Here is a 15,367-nt window from a genome sequence, read left to right as displayed (position 1 = left end):
GCATGGGCCTGGCTGCCCGGCTGCTCGCCCTCGCTGCCCTGCTGGGGCTGCTGGGGCTGCTGGGCGGCTGCTCCGGGTTGCGCACCCTGGATGTGGTGACACCATCCAGTGACTACCAGCCTACGCAGGGCGTGGCCTACGGCCTCGACCCGCGGCAGAAGCTGGATGTCTATCGTCCCACTCGACCACTGCCGGCCACACCGGTGGTGGTTTTTTTCTATGGGGGCACCTGGAACAGCGGCGAGCGGGGCGACTATCGTTTCGTCGCCCAGTCCCTCGCCGCTCGCGGCATGCTCGTTGTGGTCGCCGATTACCGGCTGTATCCGCAGGTGCGCTATCCCAGCTTTCTCGAGGACGGTGCTCAAGCCGTTGCCTGGACCTATCGAAACATCGGTCAGTACGGTGGTGACGCTCGCCGTCTGTTCCTGATGGGCCACAGTTCCGGGGGCTACAACGCAGCCATGCTCGCCCTCGATCCGCAGTGGTTGCGTAAAGCCGGGGTGCCTGCCGATGCCTTGCGCGGCTGGGTCGGCTTAGCCGGCCCCTATGATTTCCTGCCCATCGAGAACCCCGAAGCCCAGCCGGTATTCTTCTTCCCCGATTCCCCGCCCGAGTCTCAGCCTATCAACCAGCCGCTGGCTGGCTCGCCACCGGCGTTGCTCATTGCCGCTACCCACGACTCGACCGTGGACCCGGTGCGCAACAGCGAAGGCCTGGCGCGCCGACTGCGCAGCGCCGGTGTCGCGGTGCAGGAGCGCTATTACCGCCGGCTGAATCACCGCACCCTGGTTGCCTCTTTCGCCTGGCCCCTGCGCTGGCTCGCACCGGTAGTCGACGACGTGGCCCGCTTCGTCACAGCCCACCCTTGAAAGGGAGGGTCCCCTGTGGAACAGCGCTTTCTGTGGGAGCGGGTTCTACCCGCGAAAGGGCCCTGACAAACCACACGTAACTAAGACACCCACTCATCCCGCCGCTGCAACCGCCACGCCGTCCACCCCAGCGTCGCCGCACGCAGCGCCATGAACAGCAGAAAACTCATCCACAGGCCATGATTCCCTAGCGCCGCGCTCAACCAGCCAATCGGCACCATCACCGCCACACTGACCAGCATCGCGTTGCGCATCTCCCGTGCCCGCGTTGCACCAATGAACAGGCCGTCCAGCAGATAGCTCCCCACCGCAATCAGCGGCAGCACCGCCAGGTAGGGCAGGAACGGATAGGCCGCGTCGCGGACACTGGGGATGTCGGTCTGCAGGTTGACGAACACATGCCCACCGAGCAGAAACAGCACGGCAAACCCGCTGCTGGCAATCAACGACCAACCGAAGGCCACCACCATCGAGCGGCGCAGCGTTTGCCGATCGCGTGCACCGATGGCATGGCCGCACAACGCTTCGACCGCATGGGCCAGGCCGTCGAGCGCATAAGCAGTTATCAACAGGCCATTGAGCAGCAGCGCATTGGCGGCCACGGTGGCGTCGCCGAAACGGGCGCCCTGGAGGGTGATCAGCAGAAAGACCCCGGACAACGCCAGGCTGCGCAGGAAGATATCGCGGTTTACGCCCAGCAGCGGCTGCCAGTTGCGCCATGCCTTGAGCGCCGTCCACAGCAGATGCCCCGGATAGGCGCGCAGGGATGGGCGGGTGAGGCTCAGGCCGAGCAGGGCGCCGACCCATTCGGCAATGACCGACGCGCGCGCCGAGCCTACGACGCCCCAGTCCAGGCCGAGCACGAACCACAGGTTCAGGGCAATGTTGACCAGGTTGGTGGTCAGCAATAGTTGCAAGGGCGCGCGTGCGTTCTGAGTGCCAAGGAACCAGCCGATCAAGGCGTAGCTGGCCAGGGCGGCGGGCAGCCCCAACAGGCGTGTCTGGAAAAAGTCGTGGGTGGCTTGCTCCAGTGCAGCCGACGGCGACATGAAGCTCAGGGCAAGGTGGCTGAAGGGCAGGGCCAGCATCGACAGCAGCAGGGAAAACAACAGTCCCAGGCCCAGGCCCTGCACCAGGATCTGGCGCAACGCATTACCGTCTCGGCGCCCGGCCGCCTGCGCGGCAAACCCCGTGGTGCCCATTCGCAGGAAGCTCATCAGCGACACCATGAACGTGAACAGGCTGCCACCTACGGCCACTGCGCCCAACTGGTGGGCATGGGGCAGATGGCCGATCACGGCGCTGTCCACCAGCGTCACTAGCGGCACTGACAGGTTGGACAGAATCATCGGCGCGGCCAGGGCCCAGACGCGCTTGTGGGTCGGGCGATGGCGCCAGTCGGTAATGAGGGTGGACATGCAAGCTCCGTCGTCAGGGCGGCGATTGTAGCCCACAGCCGCAACACCGCGGCACAGTTGTCTCAACCGGTAACCCTGCCTACGAAAACGTCAATATTGATATATATTCTCAGCCTTGCTTTTCACTGCCCCAGGTACTTCACATTGAACAAAGGACTGTTTCTGGCCTGCGCCCTGGCCCTGCTCGGCGGGTGCGATTCATCGACCGCGGAAAAACCCGTCGAACCATCGCCGCCAGTGGCCGCAACGGCTACGGCCAACCCTGGAGCCGTCGTCGATCTGCCGGCGTTGGCGAAGCGCTACGAAGGCCGCGAGTTGACCGTCGCCGATGCCTCCGAAATCCAGCTCGACGGCGCCAGCACCCTTTCGCTGACCTTCAGCGCACCACTGGATCCCCAGCAGAACTTCGCCGACAAGGTGCACCTGGTCGACAGCACCCGTGGCAAGCTGGATGGCGCCTGGGAGCTGTCCGACAACTTCATGGAGCTGCGCTTTCGCCATCTGGAGCCCAAGCGCAAACTGGTGCTGACGGTGGATGCCGGCCTGCTTTCCGTGAACCGCACCACCTTGGCCACCTCTTACACCAGCCGTCTGGAAACCCAGGACCTGCAGCCCACCGTGGGTTTTGCCAGCCGCGGCTCGCTGTTGCCGACTCGCCTGGCCGAAGGCTTGCCGGTGATTGCCTTGAACGTCGACAAGGTCGATGTCGAATTCTTCCGTATACGGCCCGAGCAGCTGCCGGCGTTTCTCAGTCGCTGGGGCCGCAACAGCAGCCTGCAAAGCTATGAATCCCGCGAGCTGTTGCCCATGGCCGAACTGGTCTACGGCGGTCGCTTCGATCTCGATCCTGCGCGCAACACCCGCGAGACTCTGCTGCTGCCCATCGCCGGCATCGAGCCGTTGCAGCAACCGGGTGTCTATCTGGCGGTGATGCGCGCCTCGGGCACCTACGACTACGCCCAACCGGCGACGCTCTTCACGCTGAGCGACATCGGTCTGTCCGTGCATCGCTACGCCGACCGCATGGATGTCTTTACCCAAGCCCTGGAAGGCGGCAAGGCCCTGGCCGACGTCAGCCTGCAACTGCTTGACGGCAAGGGCCGGGTCATCGGCGAAGGCAAGACCGACGCCGCCGGCCACGCTGAACTGCCCTCGCCGGTGAAAGCCGAGGTGCTGCTGGCACACTTGGGCGAGCAGACCAGTTTGCTGCGCCTGAACACCGCAGCCCTCGATCTGGCCGAGTTCGACATCGCCGGGCCCAAGGCACATCCATTGCAGTTTTTCGTCTTCGGCCCGCGCGACCTCTACCGTCCCGGCGAAACCGTGCTGCTCAATGCTTTGTTGCGTGACAACGACGGGCACCCGGTCAAGCCGCAACCGGTGAACGTCGAGGTCCGCCGCCCGGACGACCAGCTCAGCCGCAAATTCGTCTGGCAGCCTGACGAGTCGGGTTTGTATCGGTATCAATTGCCACTGGCCGGCGAAGCACCGACCGGACGCTGGCAATTGTTGCTCGACCTGGGCGACGGCAAGCCCCAGGTCTACGAGTTTCAGGTAGAAGACTTCCTCCCCGAGCGCATGGCGCTGGAGCTCAAAGGCCAGGACATGCCCATTGCGCCTGCCGATGCGCTGAATGTCGACGTGACCGGCCGCTACCTCTACGGCGCACCGGCTTCAGGCAATCGGCTGAGCGGCCAGGTCTACGTGCGCCCCCTGCGCGAGGCCGTGCCCGCGCTGCCCGGTTTCCAGTTCGGTTCGCTGACCGAAGGCGAACTGAGCCAGGACCTGGAGCTCGACGAAGCCACCCTCGATGCGCAGGGCAAGACGAACCTCGCCATCGACAGCCGCTGGAGCGAAGCCAGGTCACCGCTGCAAGTGGTGCTGCAAGCCAGCCTGCAGGAGTCCGGCGGCCGGCCCATCACCCGTCGGCTGGTGCAACCGGTCTGGCCTGCGGATCGTCTGCCGGGCGTCCGCGGTATGTTCGACGGCGAGAACGTCGACGGTGATGGCCCGGCCGAGTTCGAGGTGCTGGTGGCCGACGCTCAGGGTCACAAGCTGGCTGCCGATGCCCTCAAGGTACGGCTGGTGCGCGAGCGCCGCGACTATTACTGGAACTACTCCGAGAGCGACGGCTGGAGCTACAACTACAACGAGAAATACCTGAACCTCAGCGAAGAAACGCTCTCGGTCGCCGAGGGCACCACCGCCAAGGTCAGTTTCCCGGTGGAGTGGGGGCCCTATCGCGTCGAGGTCGAGGATCCACAAACCGGTCTGGTCAGCAGCCTGCGCTTCTGGGCCGGCTACAGTTGGCAGGACAACACCGAAGGCGGCGCGGTACGCCCGGACCAGGTCAAGCTGGCACTTGACAAGCCCCACTACGGTGACGGCGACACCGCCAGGGTAACGGTGACGCCACCGGCCGCCGGTAACGGCTATCTGCTGGTGGAGTCTGCAGAAGGCCCCTTGTGGTGGCAGGAGATCGACGTGCCCGCCGAGGGCAAGACCTTCGACATCAAGGTCGATCCGAAATGGGCCCGGCATGATCTCTACATCAGCGCGCTGGTGATTCGTCCTGGCGAGCGCAAGGCCAACGTCACCCCCAAGCGCGCGGTCGGCCTGCTGCACCTGCCGCTCGATCGCGCCGCACGCAAGCTGGCGCTGACGCTCGACGCGCCCGCTACCATGCGTCCCCAGCAGCCGCTCACGGTCAAGGTGCAGGCGCGCAACAGCGACGGCAGCATCCCGCGTCAGGCCCATGTGCTGCTGGCCGCAGTGGACGTGGGCATCCTCAATATCACTCAATACGCCACACCCGATCCCTTCGCCGCATTGTTCGGTCGCAAGGGCTACGGTGCCGACCAGTTGGACATCTATGGCCAGTTGATCGAAGCGGGGCAGGGGCGACTGGCCAGCCTGGCTTTCGGGGGCGATGCGGCTGACTTGGCCAAGGGCGGTAAGCGCCCGCCGACCAGCGTCAACATCGTCGCCCTGCAAAGCACCCCCGTGACGCTAGACGAACGAGGCGAAGGGCAACTGACCGTCGATATCCCCGACTTCAACGGCGAGCTGCGCCTGATGGCGCAAGCCTGGACCGAGGACCGCTTCGGCATGGCCGAGGCCAAGACCGTCGTCGCCGCGCCGTTGGTTGCGGAGCTGTCTGCGCCACGCTTCCTTGCAGGGGGCGACCAGGCTCGTATCGCGCTCGACGTCACCAACCTGACCGAACGTGCACAGACCCTGACCGTGCAGTTGAATACCGAAGGCCCGTTGACCCTGGTGGACGCCCCCCGTAAGCAGTTGCAGTTGGCCAAGGGCGAGCGTCAGACGCTGTACGTGCAGGTGCAAGCCTCAGGCGGGTTGGGCCAGGGGCACATCAAAGTGCTGATCGATGGCATCGACCTGCCCGGCGAAACCCTGCCGCCCATTGCCCGCAACTGGACCCTGGGCGTGCGTCCCCCTTATCCGGCGCTGGTCAGTCATCTGCGCAGCGTGCTCAAGGACCAACAACCCTGGACGCTGCCTGCCGGTGCCCTATCGCCCTTCGAACCCGCAGGGCGTGAGGCCCTGCTGACGCTGTCGAGCCGACCGCCGCTCAACATCGGTGAGCAGATCAAGGCGCTCAGGGCATATCCTTACGGCTGCCTGGAGCAAACCGTCAGCGGCCTGTACCCGTCGCTGTATTCCGATGCCGCCAGCCTGGAGAAGCTGGGCGTGGGGGGCGACACGGATGCCGAGCGCAAGCGCAAGATGGAAGTCGGCATCGAGCGGCTGCTGGGCATGCAGCGCTACAACGGCAGTTTCGGCTTGTGGAGCGCGGAGGGCGAAGAAGAGTACTGGCTGACGGCCTATGTGACCGACTTCCTGCTGCGCGCCCGCGATCAAGGCTACGCCGTACCCCCAGAGCCCTTGAAGAAGGCGGGCGAGCGACTGCTGCGCTACCTGCAGGAGCGGGACCTGATCGAGGCTGACTACAGCGACAACCTGGAACACACCCGCTTTGCTGTCCAGGCTTACGCGGGTCTGGTGCTTGCACGCAGTCAACAGGCGCCACTGGGCGCGTTGCGCAGCCTGTTCGAACGGCGCACCGATGCACGCTCGGGCCTGCCCCTCGTGCAACTGGCCATTGCCCTGCAGAAAATGGGTGACCAGCCCCGTGCCGACCAAGCCTTGCAAGCCGGGCTAGCGGCGGGCCGCAGTGACAACGAGTGGCTTGGCGACTATGGCAGCCCGCTACGGGATCAGGCCTTGGTGCTCGCCTTGCTGCAGGAAAACGAGCTGAGCAAGCCGACACTCGAACAACGCCTGTTCACTCTTTCGGACCTGCTCGCCAGCAGCAGCTGGCTGTCGACCCAGGAGCGCAACGCGGTCTATCTGGCCGGTCGCAACGCCCTGGCGAAGCCTCAACAACCCTGGACCGCCCAGCTGCAAAGTGCCGGCGCAAGTCATCAGCTGAGCGACACCCAGCCAGCCCTGAAACTGGCCGGCAGCGCGCTGTCCGAGTCGCTCACCGTCAGCAGTGAGGCGCAGCAGCCGCTGTACCAGCAGCTGACCCTGTCGGGCTACCCGGTTCGGCCTCCGGCACTGCACGCCGACACGCTCTCGATCCGTCGCCAATACCTGGGCTTGGACGGCGAACCGCTCAAGCTCGATACCCTGAAAAGCGGTGATCTGGTGCTGGTGCATCTGGCGGTAAGCGCCAAGCAGCGTGTACCCGATGCGCTGGTGGTGGATCTGCTGCCCGCTGGCCTGGAAATCGAGAACCAGAATCTGGCGCAAAGCGCCGCCAGCCTGGACAGCGCCGGCAGCAACGTCAGGCAGTGGCGTGAATCGATGCAGAATGCCAGTTTGCAGCATCAGGAGTTTCGCGATGACCGCTACGTGGCCGCGCTCAAGCTCGAGGGCTACGGCAGCACACACTTGTTGTACCTGGCCCGTGCCGTGACGCCGGGTACCTATAAGGTGCCGCCACCCCAGGTGGAGTCGATGTACCGGCCCAACTGGCAGGCGGTCGGCGCCACTCCTTCGGACCTTACGGTAAGGCCCCGGTAAGGCCCGGCAGGGGCAGCCGATGGTTGCCCCTGCCGTGCGCTACCGGCGCTATTGAATGATCCAGCTCAACAACCACAGGCCCAGCACGGCCCAGATGACACCCATGATGATCGATGCACGCATGAACGCCCGGACCGCGGAGTACAGGAACAGCAGGCCCACGATCAGGGCCGCGATGGTGACGATGTTGGTGTCCATGCCCAAGGTCCGTGACAGGCCGTCGACGAAGTTGCCTCCTGCGTTGCCGAGCAGGCTGAACAACCAGCTCAGGCTGTCCACTACCCAGCGGATGATGGCGCCCAGGGCCTGTCCCAACCACTCGAAAAAGCCTTCTACATGCATAGTCGCGTCCTGATTCGGTTAGTGGCATTCATGCCATTGTGCCCCCTTTGGCCATGCACCCACGAATCAAGTTCCCGACAGCGCCTGCAAGGTCGGCGCCCTTGATTCGCCGCGTTCTCGTTTTGGCAAAGTCGCATCGATGCAGGTTCATCCGTCGCGCGCTGCTGGCGCTTTGTGTGCCGGTATTGGTCTTGTGGCTGGCCGACCGCCTCTGGCCGCTGCCGCTGCCTGGCGATGACCTCGCGCGCGTGGTGCTCGCCGAGGACGGCACACCGCTGTGGCGTTTTGCCGATGCCGAAGGCGTATGGCGCTATCCGGTCAGCCTCGAGCAGGTTTCGCCTTATTACCTCGAAGCCTTGCTGACCTATGAGGACCGCTGGTTCTATCAGCATCCCGGCATCAATCCGCTGGCGCTTGCCCGCGCAGCGTGGCTCAACCTCAGCGGTGGGCGAGTGCTGTCCGGCGGCAGTACGCTGTCGATGCAGGTCGCACGGCTGCTCGATCCACACTCGCGGACCTTGTCCGGCAAGCTGCGGCAGTTATGGCGCACCGTGCAGCTGGAGTGGCACCTGAGCAAGACGCAGATCCTGACGCTGTACCTGGATCGCGCGCCGTTCGGTGGCACTTTGCAAGGCGTGGCAGCGGCCAGTTGGGCCTATCTGGGCAAGTCACCGGCGCATATCACCCGCAGCGAAGCCGCCTTGCTGGCAGTACTGCCCCAGGCGCCCAGCCGCCTGCGCCCGGATCGACATCCGCAGCGGGCCCAGGCCGCTCGGGACAAGGTGCTGCAACGCATGGCCGACTATGGCGTGTGGTCCGTCGCGCAGGTCCGCGAAGCGCAACAAGAGCCTTTGTTGCTGGCCCCGCGGCAGGAGCCAGCATTGGCCCCGCTGCTGGCCCGCCGGCTGAACCGCAGCGACAGCCCACCGCTGATCCACACCTTGATCGACGCCAGCCTGCAACGGCGTCTGGAAGACCTGCTGCTGGGCTGGCGCACGCGCCTGCCCGAACGCACATCGGCGGCGATTCTGGTGGTGGACGCACAGTCCATGGCCGTGCGCGCCTACCTGGGCTCCGTCGACATCGCCGATGCCCGGCGCTTCGGCCATGTCGACATGGTCAGTGCCGTCAGATCGCCGGGCTCCACGCTCAAGCCGTTTCTCTATGGCATGGCCATGGATGCGGGCCTGATTCACTCCGAGTCGCTGCTGCAGGATGTCCCGCGTCGGTACGGCGACTACCGCCCTGGCAATTTCTCCGCAGGGTTCAGCGGTCCGGTTGCAGCCAGCTCGGCGTTGTCCCTGTCGCTCAACCTGCCCGCCGTGCAGTTGCTCGAAGCCTTGGGCCCCAGGCGCTTCGCTGCGCAGTTGCGCAACGGTGGCCTGAACCTGAGCTGGCCTCTGGCCGCCGAGCCCAATCTGGCGATGATCCTGGGTGGCGTGGGCAGCCGGCTCGACGATCTGGTGGCCGGCTACAGCGCATTCGCGCGAGGCGGCAACAGCGCTGCGCTGCGCTGGCAGCCGCAGGATGGACTGCACGAGCGGCCCATGATGTCGGCCGGCGCGGCCTGGATCGTGCGGCGCATCCTCAGCGGTCAGGCGCGGCCCGATCAAGACCTGCACGCCAACCTCGTCCAGCGTCCGGCATTGGCCTGGAAGACCGGTACCAGTTATGGCTTCCGGGACGCCTGGTCGATCGGCGTGGGGCCCCGTTATCTGGTCGGGGTGTGGATCGGTCGGCCCGATGGCACTCCGGTACCCGGCCAGTTCGGCCTGGCCTCGGCCGCACCCTTGATGCTGCAGGTACACGATGTGCTAAGCAACCGCGACACGCAGCGGGCTATCGCTGCGCCCATCCAGCCCGTACCGTCCAGCGTCGGCGTGGCTGCGATCTGCTGGCCCCTGGGCCAGCCGCTGGATCGCGGCGACCCCAACTGCCGCCGCCAGCGCTTTGCCTGGACCCTGGACAACACCGTCCCGCCCACCTTGCAGGCACTGGATCAGCCACTTGGGACGGGTCTGCTGGAGCAGGTCTGGCTTTCGCCCCGCGGGCTACGTGCGAGCGTCTCTTGCCCTGGTGCTCAGGCAAGATCCATCGCACTCTGGCCTGCTGCCCTTGAACCTTGGCTACCCAAGGCCGAGCACCGCGCACTACGATTGCCAGATGAAGACCCTGAGTGCCCCGCGCCGCCCTTGCCGGCCATGGCGCCGCTATCGATCGTCGGAGCACGCAGTGGCGATCGCCTGCGCCATCCAACGCCCCACAGCGGTCCCTTGCGGCTGCACCTCGCCACGCTCGGCGGGCAAGGCTTGCGGTGGTGGTTCATCAATGGCGCGCCCCAGGAGCAACTCGCCGACGACGGCAGTCTGAACGCCGTGTTCGAGCGCACGGGACGTTATCAGGTCAGTGTGCTGGATGAAGCAGGGCAGACGGCCAGGGTCGAATTGACCGTCGTCGACTGAGCGTGTCGTCAGCTCAACCAGAACAGGGTCAGCACGAATCCAGCGAGCAGGAAGGGAGTGAGCGGCAGCACCGTCGCCGCATTTGGGTCCAGGTAGACCGCCTTGCGCCGATAGCGAATGCTCAGGCGCTGCCAGATCAAGGGTGTGACGAACACCCACAACACCAGGGCGATGATGCCGCCGATCAGAGTTCCGATCAGGTGGCTGCTGTCTGACGCCAGGGCCAGCGCCCAGAGCAGCTTGACCTCGCCACAGCTCAGCCGGCCATTGAGGTAGCCCGGCAGGGTCAGAGCCATGCTCAGCACCAGTGCCGCTGCCGCCTCGACCATGCTCGAGCCGATCCAGGTGTGCCCAGTGGAGAAAAGGCACACCAGCGCCAGCACCCCTGCGCCAACGGTCAGTGTGTCGGCGATGCGCCGATGGCGGATGTCCTGTTCGGCACACAGGGTAAACCACAACAGAAGAACGAGACTTGGCATGGCAGCACCCGCTTGAGTACGACAGTGGATCACTTCTGAAACAGGCCTTCTGTTTTCAGACTAGACGCCTCGCGCTCGACGATGGGGTGGCTGCCACACTTTTTTTCACGCGCCCGCAGTGGCTCAGCGTGGCGGGTAGGTGGAAAGAATGTCGTTCACTGCCTTCTGGATGACAGTGCTGCGTTCATTGGGCGACACGGCATTGTCGTTGACCAACTGTTCGGTACTGCCACGCCACACCAACTTGCCGTCCCGGGCATCGAGCATGTCCAGCTGCAGGGTCGCCACTTTGTAGTCGATGTTGCGCGTTTCATTCATGGCAGGTGAGGCCCAGTACGGCCCCCAGTAACCACCGCCCCAACCGCCGCCGTAGTTGGTGGTGACCTGCTGCTGACGGTTGTCGACGATCAGGTACGCTTGCAAGGTCACGTCGGCACGGCCACCGGCAGCGGCAGGTCGCAGGCCGCGCTGATCGAGTTGACTGCTTACCGCCTGGCGAATGCGCTGCTCGGTGAGATCGCTGCGGACCCGTGGATCGTCCGGCCGATATTGCACCGCCGGCTCTTTCCAGGCCCAACTGCGGTAGGCCCCGAAGTCGCGGCTTGCATCGAAGTCATGATTGACCCGAGGGGTTTGGCACGCGGCCAGTACCAGGGCCAACGGTAGAACGGCAAGACGACGCAACATGATGAAATCTCCTGTGGATCAGGACGGAGGATAAGCCGTGAGCGCCTTTTGCACCGCGTTACGTAACGCCTCGTTACGATCGCTCAGGCTGCCCTGGCTGCTGGTTTCAGCACTGGCGCTCCAGACAGGCTGGCCGCTTTTGCCGTCGAACAGGTCGATGCGCACCACCATTACCTGGATCTGGTAGGTGCGCACCACTGGATAACTGCCATAGCCACCGAAGCGGTCATAGCGATCGTAGGGGCCATAACCGCCCCCATAACCAGCGCCGTAGCCAACGTCGTCGCGGGTCTGTTGCAGGCGGGTTTCCATGCGCAGGCTGGTGCCGACTCGCAGGTCTGCAGTGTCACCGCCGCGCTGGGGTCGCAAGCCACGTTGGTCGAGCGCGTTGCTGACCGCTTCGGCAATCTGTGCCGAGTCCGCCCAACTGGTGCCAGCAGGCAGTTGGCCATTGACCCACGCCCAATTGCGGTACCGAGCGTAATCGCGCGGGGGTGCCGGGTAGGCACTGGCATCGAACGTCTGTGCCGCTTGCGCAGGTGCCGGCGGCAAGGGTCTGGAACTGGCGACGTAGGGGTTGGGGCTTTGACAGGCCGCCAAGGCCAGGCAAACAGCGCAAAGGGACAGGCGACGCATGGCAGTCTCCACTAATACCGATCAAGAATACCGATCAAGCGGGGCGGCAGATCCAGTGCAGGTAGCGACCCAGGCCAGCGAATGCCGGATGCCGACGATGGGCCAGCTCCATTTCCACCAGTTGCTCAAGGTCGGCGCGCTTCTGGAAGTCGATGGGCATGTAGTCATGGAACACGCGGACACCGCTTGTTGATTCGACACGCCATGTGCCTTCAAGTTGCGTGGCCAGCTCGCGTGGGTCCAGCGGCTGCTGGGGCGTCAGGCTCTGCTTCTCGCCGGCCAGCTCATTGCTGTGCAGCTTGCGGAAGTGACCCTTGAGCAAGTTGCGATAGACCAGCGCATCGCGGTTGTAGAACGCCAGCGACAGCCAGCCATGTGCGGCGGTCAGCGAATGCAGGACGGGCAGAATGGCATGGGGTTCGGCCAGCCATTCCAGCACCGCGTGGCAGATCACCAGGTCGAATGCAGGTAGCTCGAGCTCGGGCAACTGTTGCCAGGACGCCTGGATGAACGTGGCGTTCTGGCCTGCGGCGGCAAAGCGCTCGCGGGCGCCGTCGAGCATCGGCTCGGCTGGTTCGCTCAAGGTGACCTGATGGCCTTGCTCGGCCAGCCACAAGGCCATGTGGCCCAGGCCACCACCGACGTCCAGCACGCGCAGGGATCGCTTCGGCAACGCTTCGAGCAGATCGGCCTGAAGCACGGCCAGTCGGATCGCGCCCTTGGCGCCGCCATAGATCTTTTCCGCGAAACGGGTCGCCAGCTGATCGAAATGGCGGTCGCTCATCGAGCGAACCGCCGTTCGCTGTCGGCCAGCTTGGCGCGTACCACCTGATCCATGTCCAGCCCCAGTTCACTGCACAGCAGCAACAGGTACAGCACCACATCGCCGACCTCTTGGCCGGCGTGTTCGAGTTGCTCGGCCGACAGTTGTCGCGACTGGTCTTCGGTCAGCCACTGGAAGATTTCCAGCAGTTCGGACATCTCGACGCTGGCCGCCATGGCCAGGTTTTTCGGGCTGTGGAAACGCCGCCAGTCGTTGTTTTCACGAATCTGGTGCAGGCGTTGGATAAGTGCGTCTAGGTTCATTGCAAAGCTCCTGAAGGCGCATAGCTTCAAGCCGAACTTTGCCGAACGCAATAGCTACTGGGCCACCGGCCCCCAGGTTCCGCTCATGTGCAACAGATCGTCGCGGCCATGCAGCGCCAATTGCCCATCCAGGCCTGCGGCACTGGCGCTCAGGATCAACTCGCTGGGCAGACGTACTGGCTTGTGGAATTCCACCGCCAACTGGTAATTGCTCCGCGGCAGGCGTTCGCGCAAGGCCGCCACGGTCTGCGCCAAGCTCCACATGCCGTGGGCGATGGCAGTGGGAAAACCGAACAGGCGAGCACTCAGGGCACTGAGGTGAATCGGGTTGTAGTCGCCCGACACCCGCGCGTAGCGTCGCCCGGTATCGGCGGCGGCATACCAGCGATGCACGGCCACCAGCGCCGGCTCGGCCGGTTGAGCCGGGGCCTGCACCGGCTGTGACAAACCTTCGATCCGGGCCTGGCGACACAGCATTGTGCTGTGTTCCTGCCAGAGCGGACCTAAAGGGTCATCGACCTGGGTTACCAGGTCGAACGTCACGCCTTTCTCATGGGCTTGCAGATTCTGCGCGTGTACGCTGACCCGTACGCCGGCAACGCCGCCCAAGGGGCGCAATACCTGGATACGATTGCGCAGATGCACCAGGCCCAGCAGGGGGAACGGGAAGTGTTTATCGGTCAGCAGGTGCATCTGCAAGGCAAACGCCAGGACGTGCGGGTAGGTGGCAGGCAACATGCCACCCTCACCGAATCCGCACCGCTCGCGGTAGGCCGCCAGGTGCCGCGGGTCGGCCGACAGGCTGCAGCGCAGACCCAGCTCGGGCAGGCGCTCGCCGGTGACCTTGCGGTTGAACGCAGCTTTCAAGTAGGCGCTGGGCAGGTCGGGGTTGCGCGTCAGGGTCTGCCAATGGATGGCCATGTCAGGCTCCCAGAATGCTTTGGCCGCACACGCGCAGGACCTGACCATTGACGGCGCCGCTGCCGGGCTGCGCCAACCAGGCGATCGCTTCGGCAACGTCCTGGGGCTGACCTCCCTGGCCCAGCGAACTCATGCGTCGGCCGGCTTCGCGCAGGGCGAAGGGCATCTGCGCGGTCATGCCGGTTTCGATGAAGCCCGGCGCCACGGCGTTGATAGTTGCGCCGCGCGTGGCCAGCCGGGCCGCAAACGCCTCGGCCAGGCCGATTAGTCCGGCCTTGCTGGCTGCATAGTTGCTCTGCCCGCGGTTACCGGCAAGGCCTGAGGTCGACGACAGCAGCACCACTCGGCCGTCATCGCGCAAGGTGCCACTGTCGAACAACGCCTGGGTCAGGCGTTGCGGGGCGAGCAGATTGACCGCAAGGACCGAGTCCCAGTACTCGGGCGTCATGTTGACCAGCGTCTTGTCACGGGTGATGCCTGCGTTGTGCACGACGATGTCGACCCCCTCGGGCAGCGCTTCGATCAGGCGACTGGGCGCATCGCTGGCGCAGATATCCAGGTCTATCGTACGGCCGCCCAGGCGCGCTGCCAGCGCTTCCAGGTCATGGCGGGCCTGGGGCACGTCGAGCAGGATCACCTCGGCACCGTCGCGCGCGAGGGTTTCCGCGATCGAGGCGCCGATACCACGTGCGGCACCTGTGACCAGTGCCTTGCGGCCGGCCAGGGGGCGGGTCCAGTCGGTGACCTGCGAGTTGCTGGCTTGCAGCGACAGCACCTGGCCAGACACGAACGCGCTCTTGGGCGAGAGAAAAAAGCGCAAGGCACCTTCGAGTTGCTCATCGGCTTGTGGCGCGACATACAGCAACTGCAAAGTACCGCCGTTGCGCAGTTCCTTGGCCAGCGACCGGCTGAAACCTTCTATCGCGCGTTGGGCAATGTGCGCTTCGGGATCGTCCAGGTCGCGCGGGTTGCGTCCAAGGATGACGATATGCGCGTTGTGGTCCAGGCTCTTGATCACCGGCTGGAAGAACTCGCGCAGGCGTGCCAGTTGCGAGCTGTCGGCGATGGCGCTGGCGTCGAAAACCACAGCCTTGAGTTTGGGGCCTAGCCCTGCCGTCCAATCTGGGAGGTCGCCGACACCGTAGGCGGTGTCGGTCAAGCGTTGGGCAAAGCCGGCCACTTTGTTCGCCAGAGCGCCGCCGCCCAACAGCAGGGCGCCTTCCACAGGTCGCAATCGCCCGGCCTGCCATCGCTCCAGACGCGCCGGCGATGGCAGGCCGACAGCACCTACCAGGCGACGACCGAGGTCGGAGTTGGCGAAGTCGATATATCGATCGGACATGGAACGTGCTCCGGGTCAAAGGGTTCAAAGTGTGGACCACGGCAAGGCCCGCGTCGTTCGCCTGGGTCCTTTGCAG

At 64.9% G+C, this 15,367-nt stretch carries 12 protein-coding genes; 3 read left to right on the top strand and 9 right to left on the bottom strand.

Annotated elements, in window-relative coordinates:
- Positions 1–2: 2 nt before the first annotated feature.
- Positions 3–869: an alpha/beta hydrolase gene (locus tag LT40_RS13410; protein WP_043190972.1), complete on the top strand. Its 867-nt coding sequence runs from the start codon at positions 3–5 to the stop codon at positions 867–869.
- Positions 870–949: 80 nt separating this feature from the next.
- Here the strand turns inward: LT40_RS13410 and LT40_RS13405 are convergent, their stop codons facing one another.
- Positions 950–2,287, bottom strand: a complete 1,338-nt coding sequence (locus LT40_RS13405; RefSeq protein WP_043190970.1) for an MATE family efflux transporter — start codon at positions 2,285–2,287, stop codon at positions 950–952.
- 144 nt (positions 2,288–2,431) lie between these two features.
- Between LT40_RS13405 and LT40_RS13400 the strand changes: the two genes are divergently transcribed.
- Positions 2,432–7,336 (top strand): alpha-2-macroglobulin family protein, encoded by a 4,905-nt coding sequence (locus tag LT40_RS13400; RefSeq protein WP_043190968.1) that lies wholly within the window; start codon positions 2,432–2,434, stop codon positions 7,334–7,336.
- Positions 7,337–7,384: 48 nt separating this feature from the next.
- Here LT40_RS13400 and LT40_RS13395 read toward each other — a convergent pair whose 3' ends face one another.
- Positions 7,385–7,678 (bottom strand): hypothetical protein, encoded by a 294-nt coding sequence (locus LT40_RS13395; RefSeq protein ID WP_043190966.1) that lies wholly within the window; start codon positions 7,676–7,678, stop codon positions 7,385–7,387.
- Positions 7,679–7,827: 149 nt separating this feature from the next.
- Here LT40_RS13395 and pbpC point away from each other — a divergent pair, with 149 nt between their 5' ends.
- Positions 7,828–10,140, top strand: coding sequence for a peptidoglycan glycosyltransferase PbpC (gene pbpC / locus LT40_RS13390; protein ID WP_052393532.1), 2,313 nt, complete (start codon positions 7,828–7,830; stop codon positions 10,138–10,140).
- Positions 10,141–10,148: 8 nt separating this feature from the next.
- Here pbpC and LT40_RS13385 read toward each other — a convergent pair whose 3' ends face one another.
- From LT40_RS13385 to LT40_RS13355, 7 genes are all read right to left on the bottom strand, one after another.
- Positions 10,149–10,619, bottom strand: coding sequence for a prepilin peptidase (locus LT40_RS13385; RefSeq protein ID WP_043190963.1), 471 nt, complete (start codon positions 10,617–10,619; stop codon positions 10,149–10,151).
- Between the two features lie 123 nt (positions 10,620–10,742).
- Positions 10,743–11,306, bottom strand: a complete 564-nt coding sequence (locus LT40_RS13380) for a DUF4136 domain-containing protein (protein WP_043190961.1) — start codon at positions 11,304–11,306, stop codon at positions 10,743–10,745.
- A gap of 18 nt (positions 11,307–11,324) precedes the next feature.
- A complete protein-coding gene (locus LT40_RS13375; protein ID WP_043190960.1) occupies positions 11,325–11,942 on the bottom strand; it encodes a DUF4136 domain-containing protein in 618 nt (205 codons plus the stop codon).
- Positions 11,943–11,976: 34 nt separating this feature from the next.
- Complete coding sequence (locus tag LT40_RS13370) at positions 11,977–12,726, bottom strand: methyltransferase domain-containing protein (protein WP_043190959.1); 750 nt, start codon at positions 12,724–12,726, stop codon at positions 11,977–11,979.
- Positions 12,723–13,028, bottom strand: coding sequence for a MazG-like family protein (locus LT40_RS13365; protein WP_043190957.1), 306 nt, complete (start codon positions 13,026–13,028; stop codon positions 12,723–12,725). Before LT40_RS13365 ends, LT40_RS13370 begins: the two co-directional genes overlap by 4 nt.
- Before the next feature lie 54 nt (positions 13,029–13,082).
- Complete coding sequence (locus LT40_RS13360; protein ID WP_043190955.1) at positions 13,083–13,949, bottom strand: MaoC family dehydratase; 867 nt, start codon at positions 13,947–13,949, stop codon at positions 13,083–13,085.
- Between the two features lies 1 nt (position 13,950).
- A complete protein-coding gene (locus LT40_RS13355; protein ID WP_043190954.1) occupies positions 13,951–15,291 on the bottom strand; it encodes a 3-oxoacyl-ACP reductase in 1,341 nt (446 codons plus the stop codon).
- Positions 15,292–15,367: the final 76 nt, after the last annotated feature.

Source organism: Pseudomonas rhizosphaerae (genome assembly GCF_000761155.1).
In the GTDB taxonomy this organism is placed as follows: domain Bacteria; phylum Pseudomonadota; class Gammaproteobacteria; order Pseudomonadales; family Pseudomonadaceae; genus Aquipseudomonas; species Aquipseudomonas rhizosphaerae.
Note: the sequence above shows the minus strand (reverse complement) of the source record. Positions and strands in the feature narration are given on the sequence as shown.

What these genes read in the sequence shown, in the direction of transcription:
- LT40_RS13360 (WP_043190955.1), bottom strand. Translation starts at nt 13,949, where the DNA reads ATGGCCATCCATTGGCAGACCCTGACGCGCAACCCCGACCTGCCCAGC.
- LT40_RS13380 (WP_043190961.1), bottom strand. Translation starts at nt 11,306, where the DNA reads ATGTTGCGTCGTCTTGCCGTTCTACCGTTGGCCCTGGTACTGGCCGCG.
- LT40_RS13370 (WP_043190959.1), bottom strand. Translation starts at nt 12,726, where the DNA reads ATGAGCGACCGCCATTTCGATCAGCTGGCGACCCGTTTCGCGGAAAAG.
- LT40_RS13365 (WP_043190957.1), bottom strand. Translation starts at nt 13,028, where the DNA reads ATGAACCTAGACGCACTTATCCAACGCCTGCACCAGATTCGTGAAAAC.
- LT40_RS13395 (WP_043190966.1), bottom strand. Translation starts at nt 7,678, where the DNA reads ATGCATGTAGAAGGCTTTTTCGAGTGGTTGGGACAGGCCCTGGGCGCC.
- LT40_RS13375 (WP_043190960.1), bottom strand. Translation starts at nt 11,942, where the DNA reads ATGCGTCGCCTGTCCCTTTGCGCTGTTTGCCTGGCCTTGGCGGCCTGT.
- LT40_RS13355 (WP_043190954.1), bottom strand. Translation starts at nt 15,291, where the DNA reads ATGTCCGATCGATATATCGACTTCGCCAACTCCGACCTCGGTCGTCGC.
- LT40_RS13405 (WP_043190970.1), bottom strand. Translation starts at nt 2,287, where the DNA reads ATGTCCACCCTCATTACCGACTGGCGCCATCGCCCGACCCACAAGCGC.
- LT40_RS13410 (WP_043190972.1), top strand. Translation starts at nt 3, where the DNA reads ATGGGCCTGGCTGCCCGGCTGCTCGCCCTCGCTGCCCTGCTGGGGCTG.
- LT40_RS13385 (WP_043190963.1), bottom strand. Translation starts at nt 10,619, where the DNA reads ATGCCAAGTCTCGTTCTTCTGTTGTGGTTTACCCTGTGTGCCGAACAG.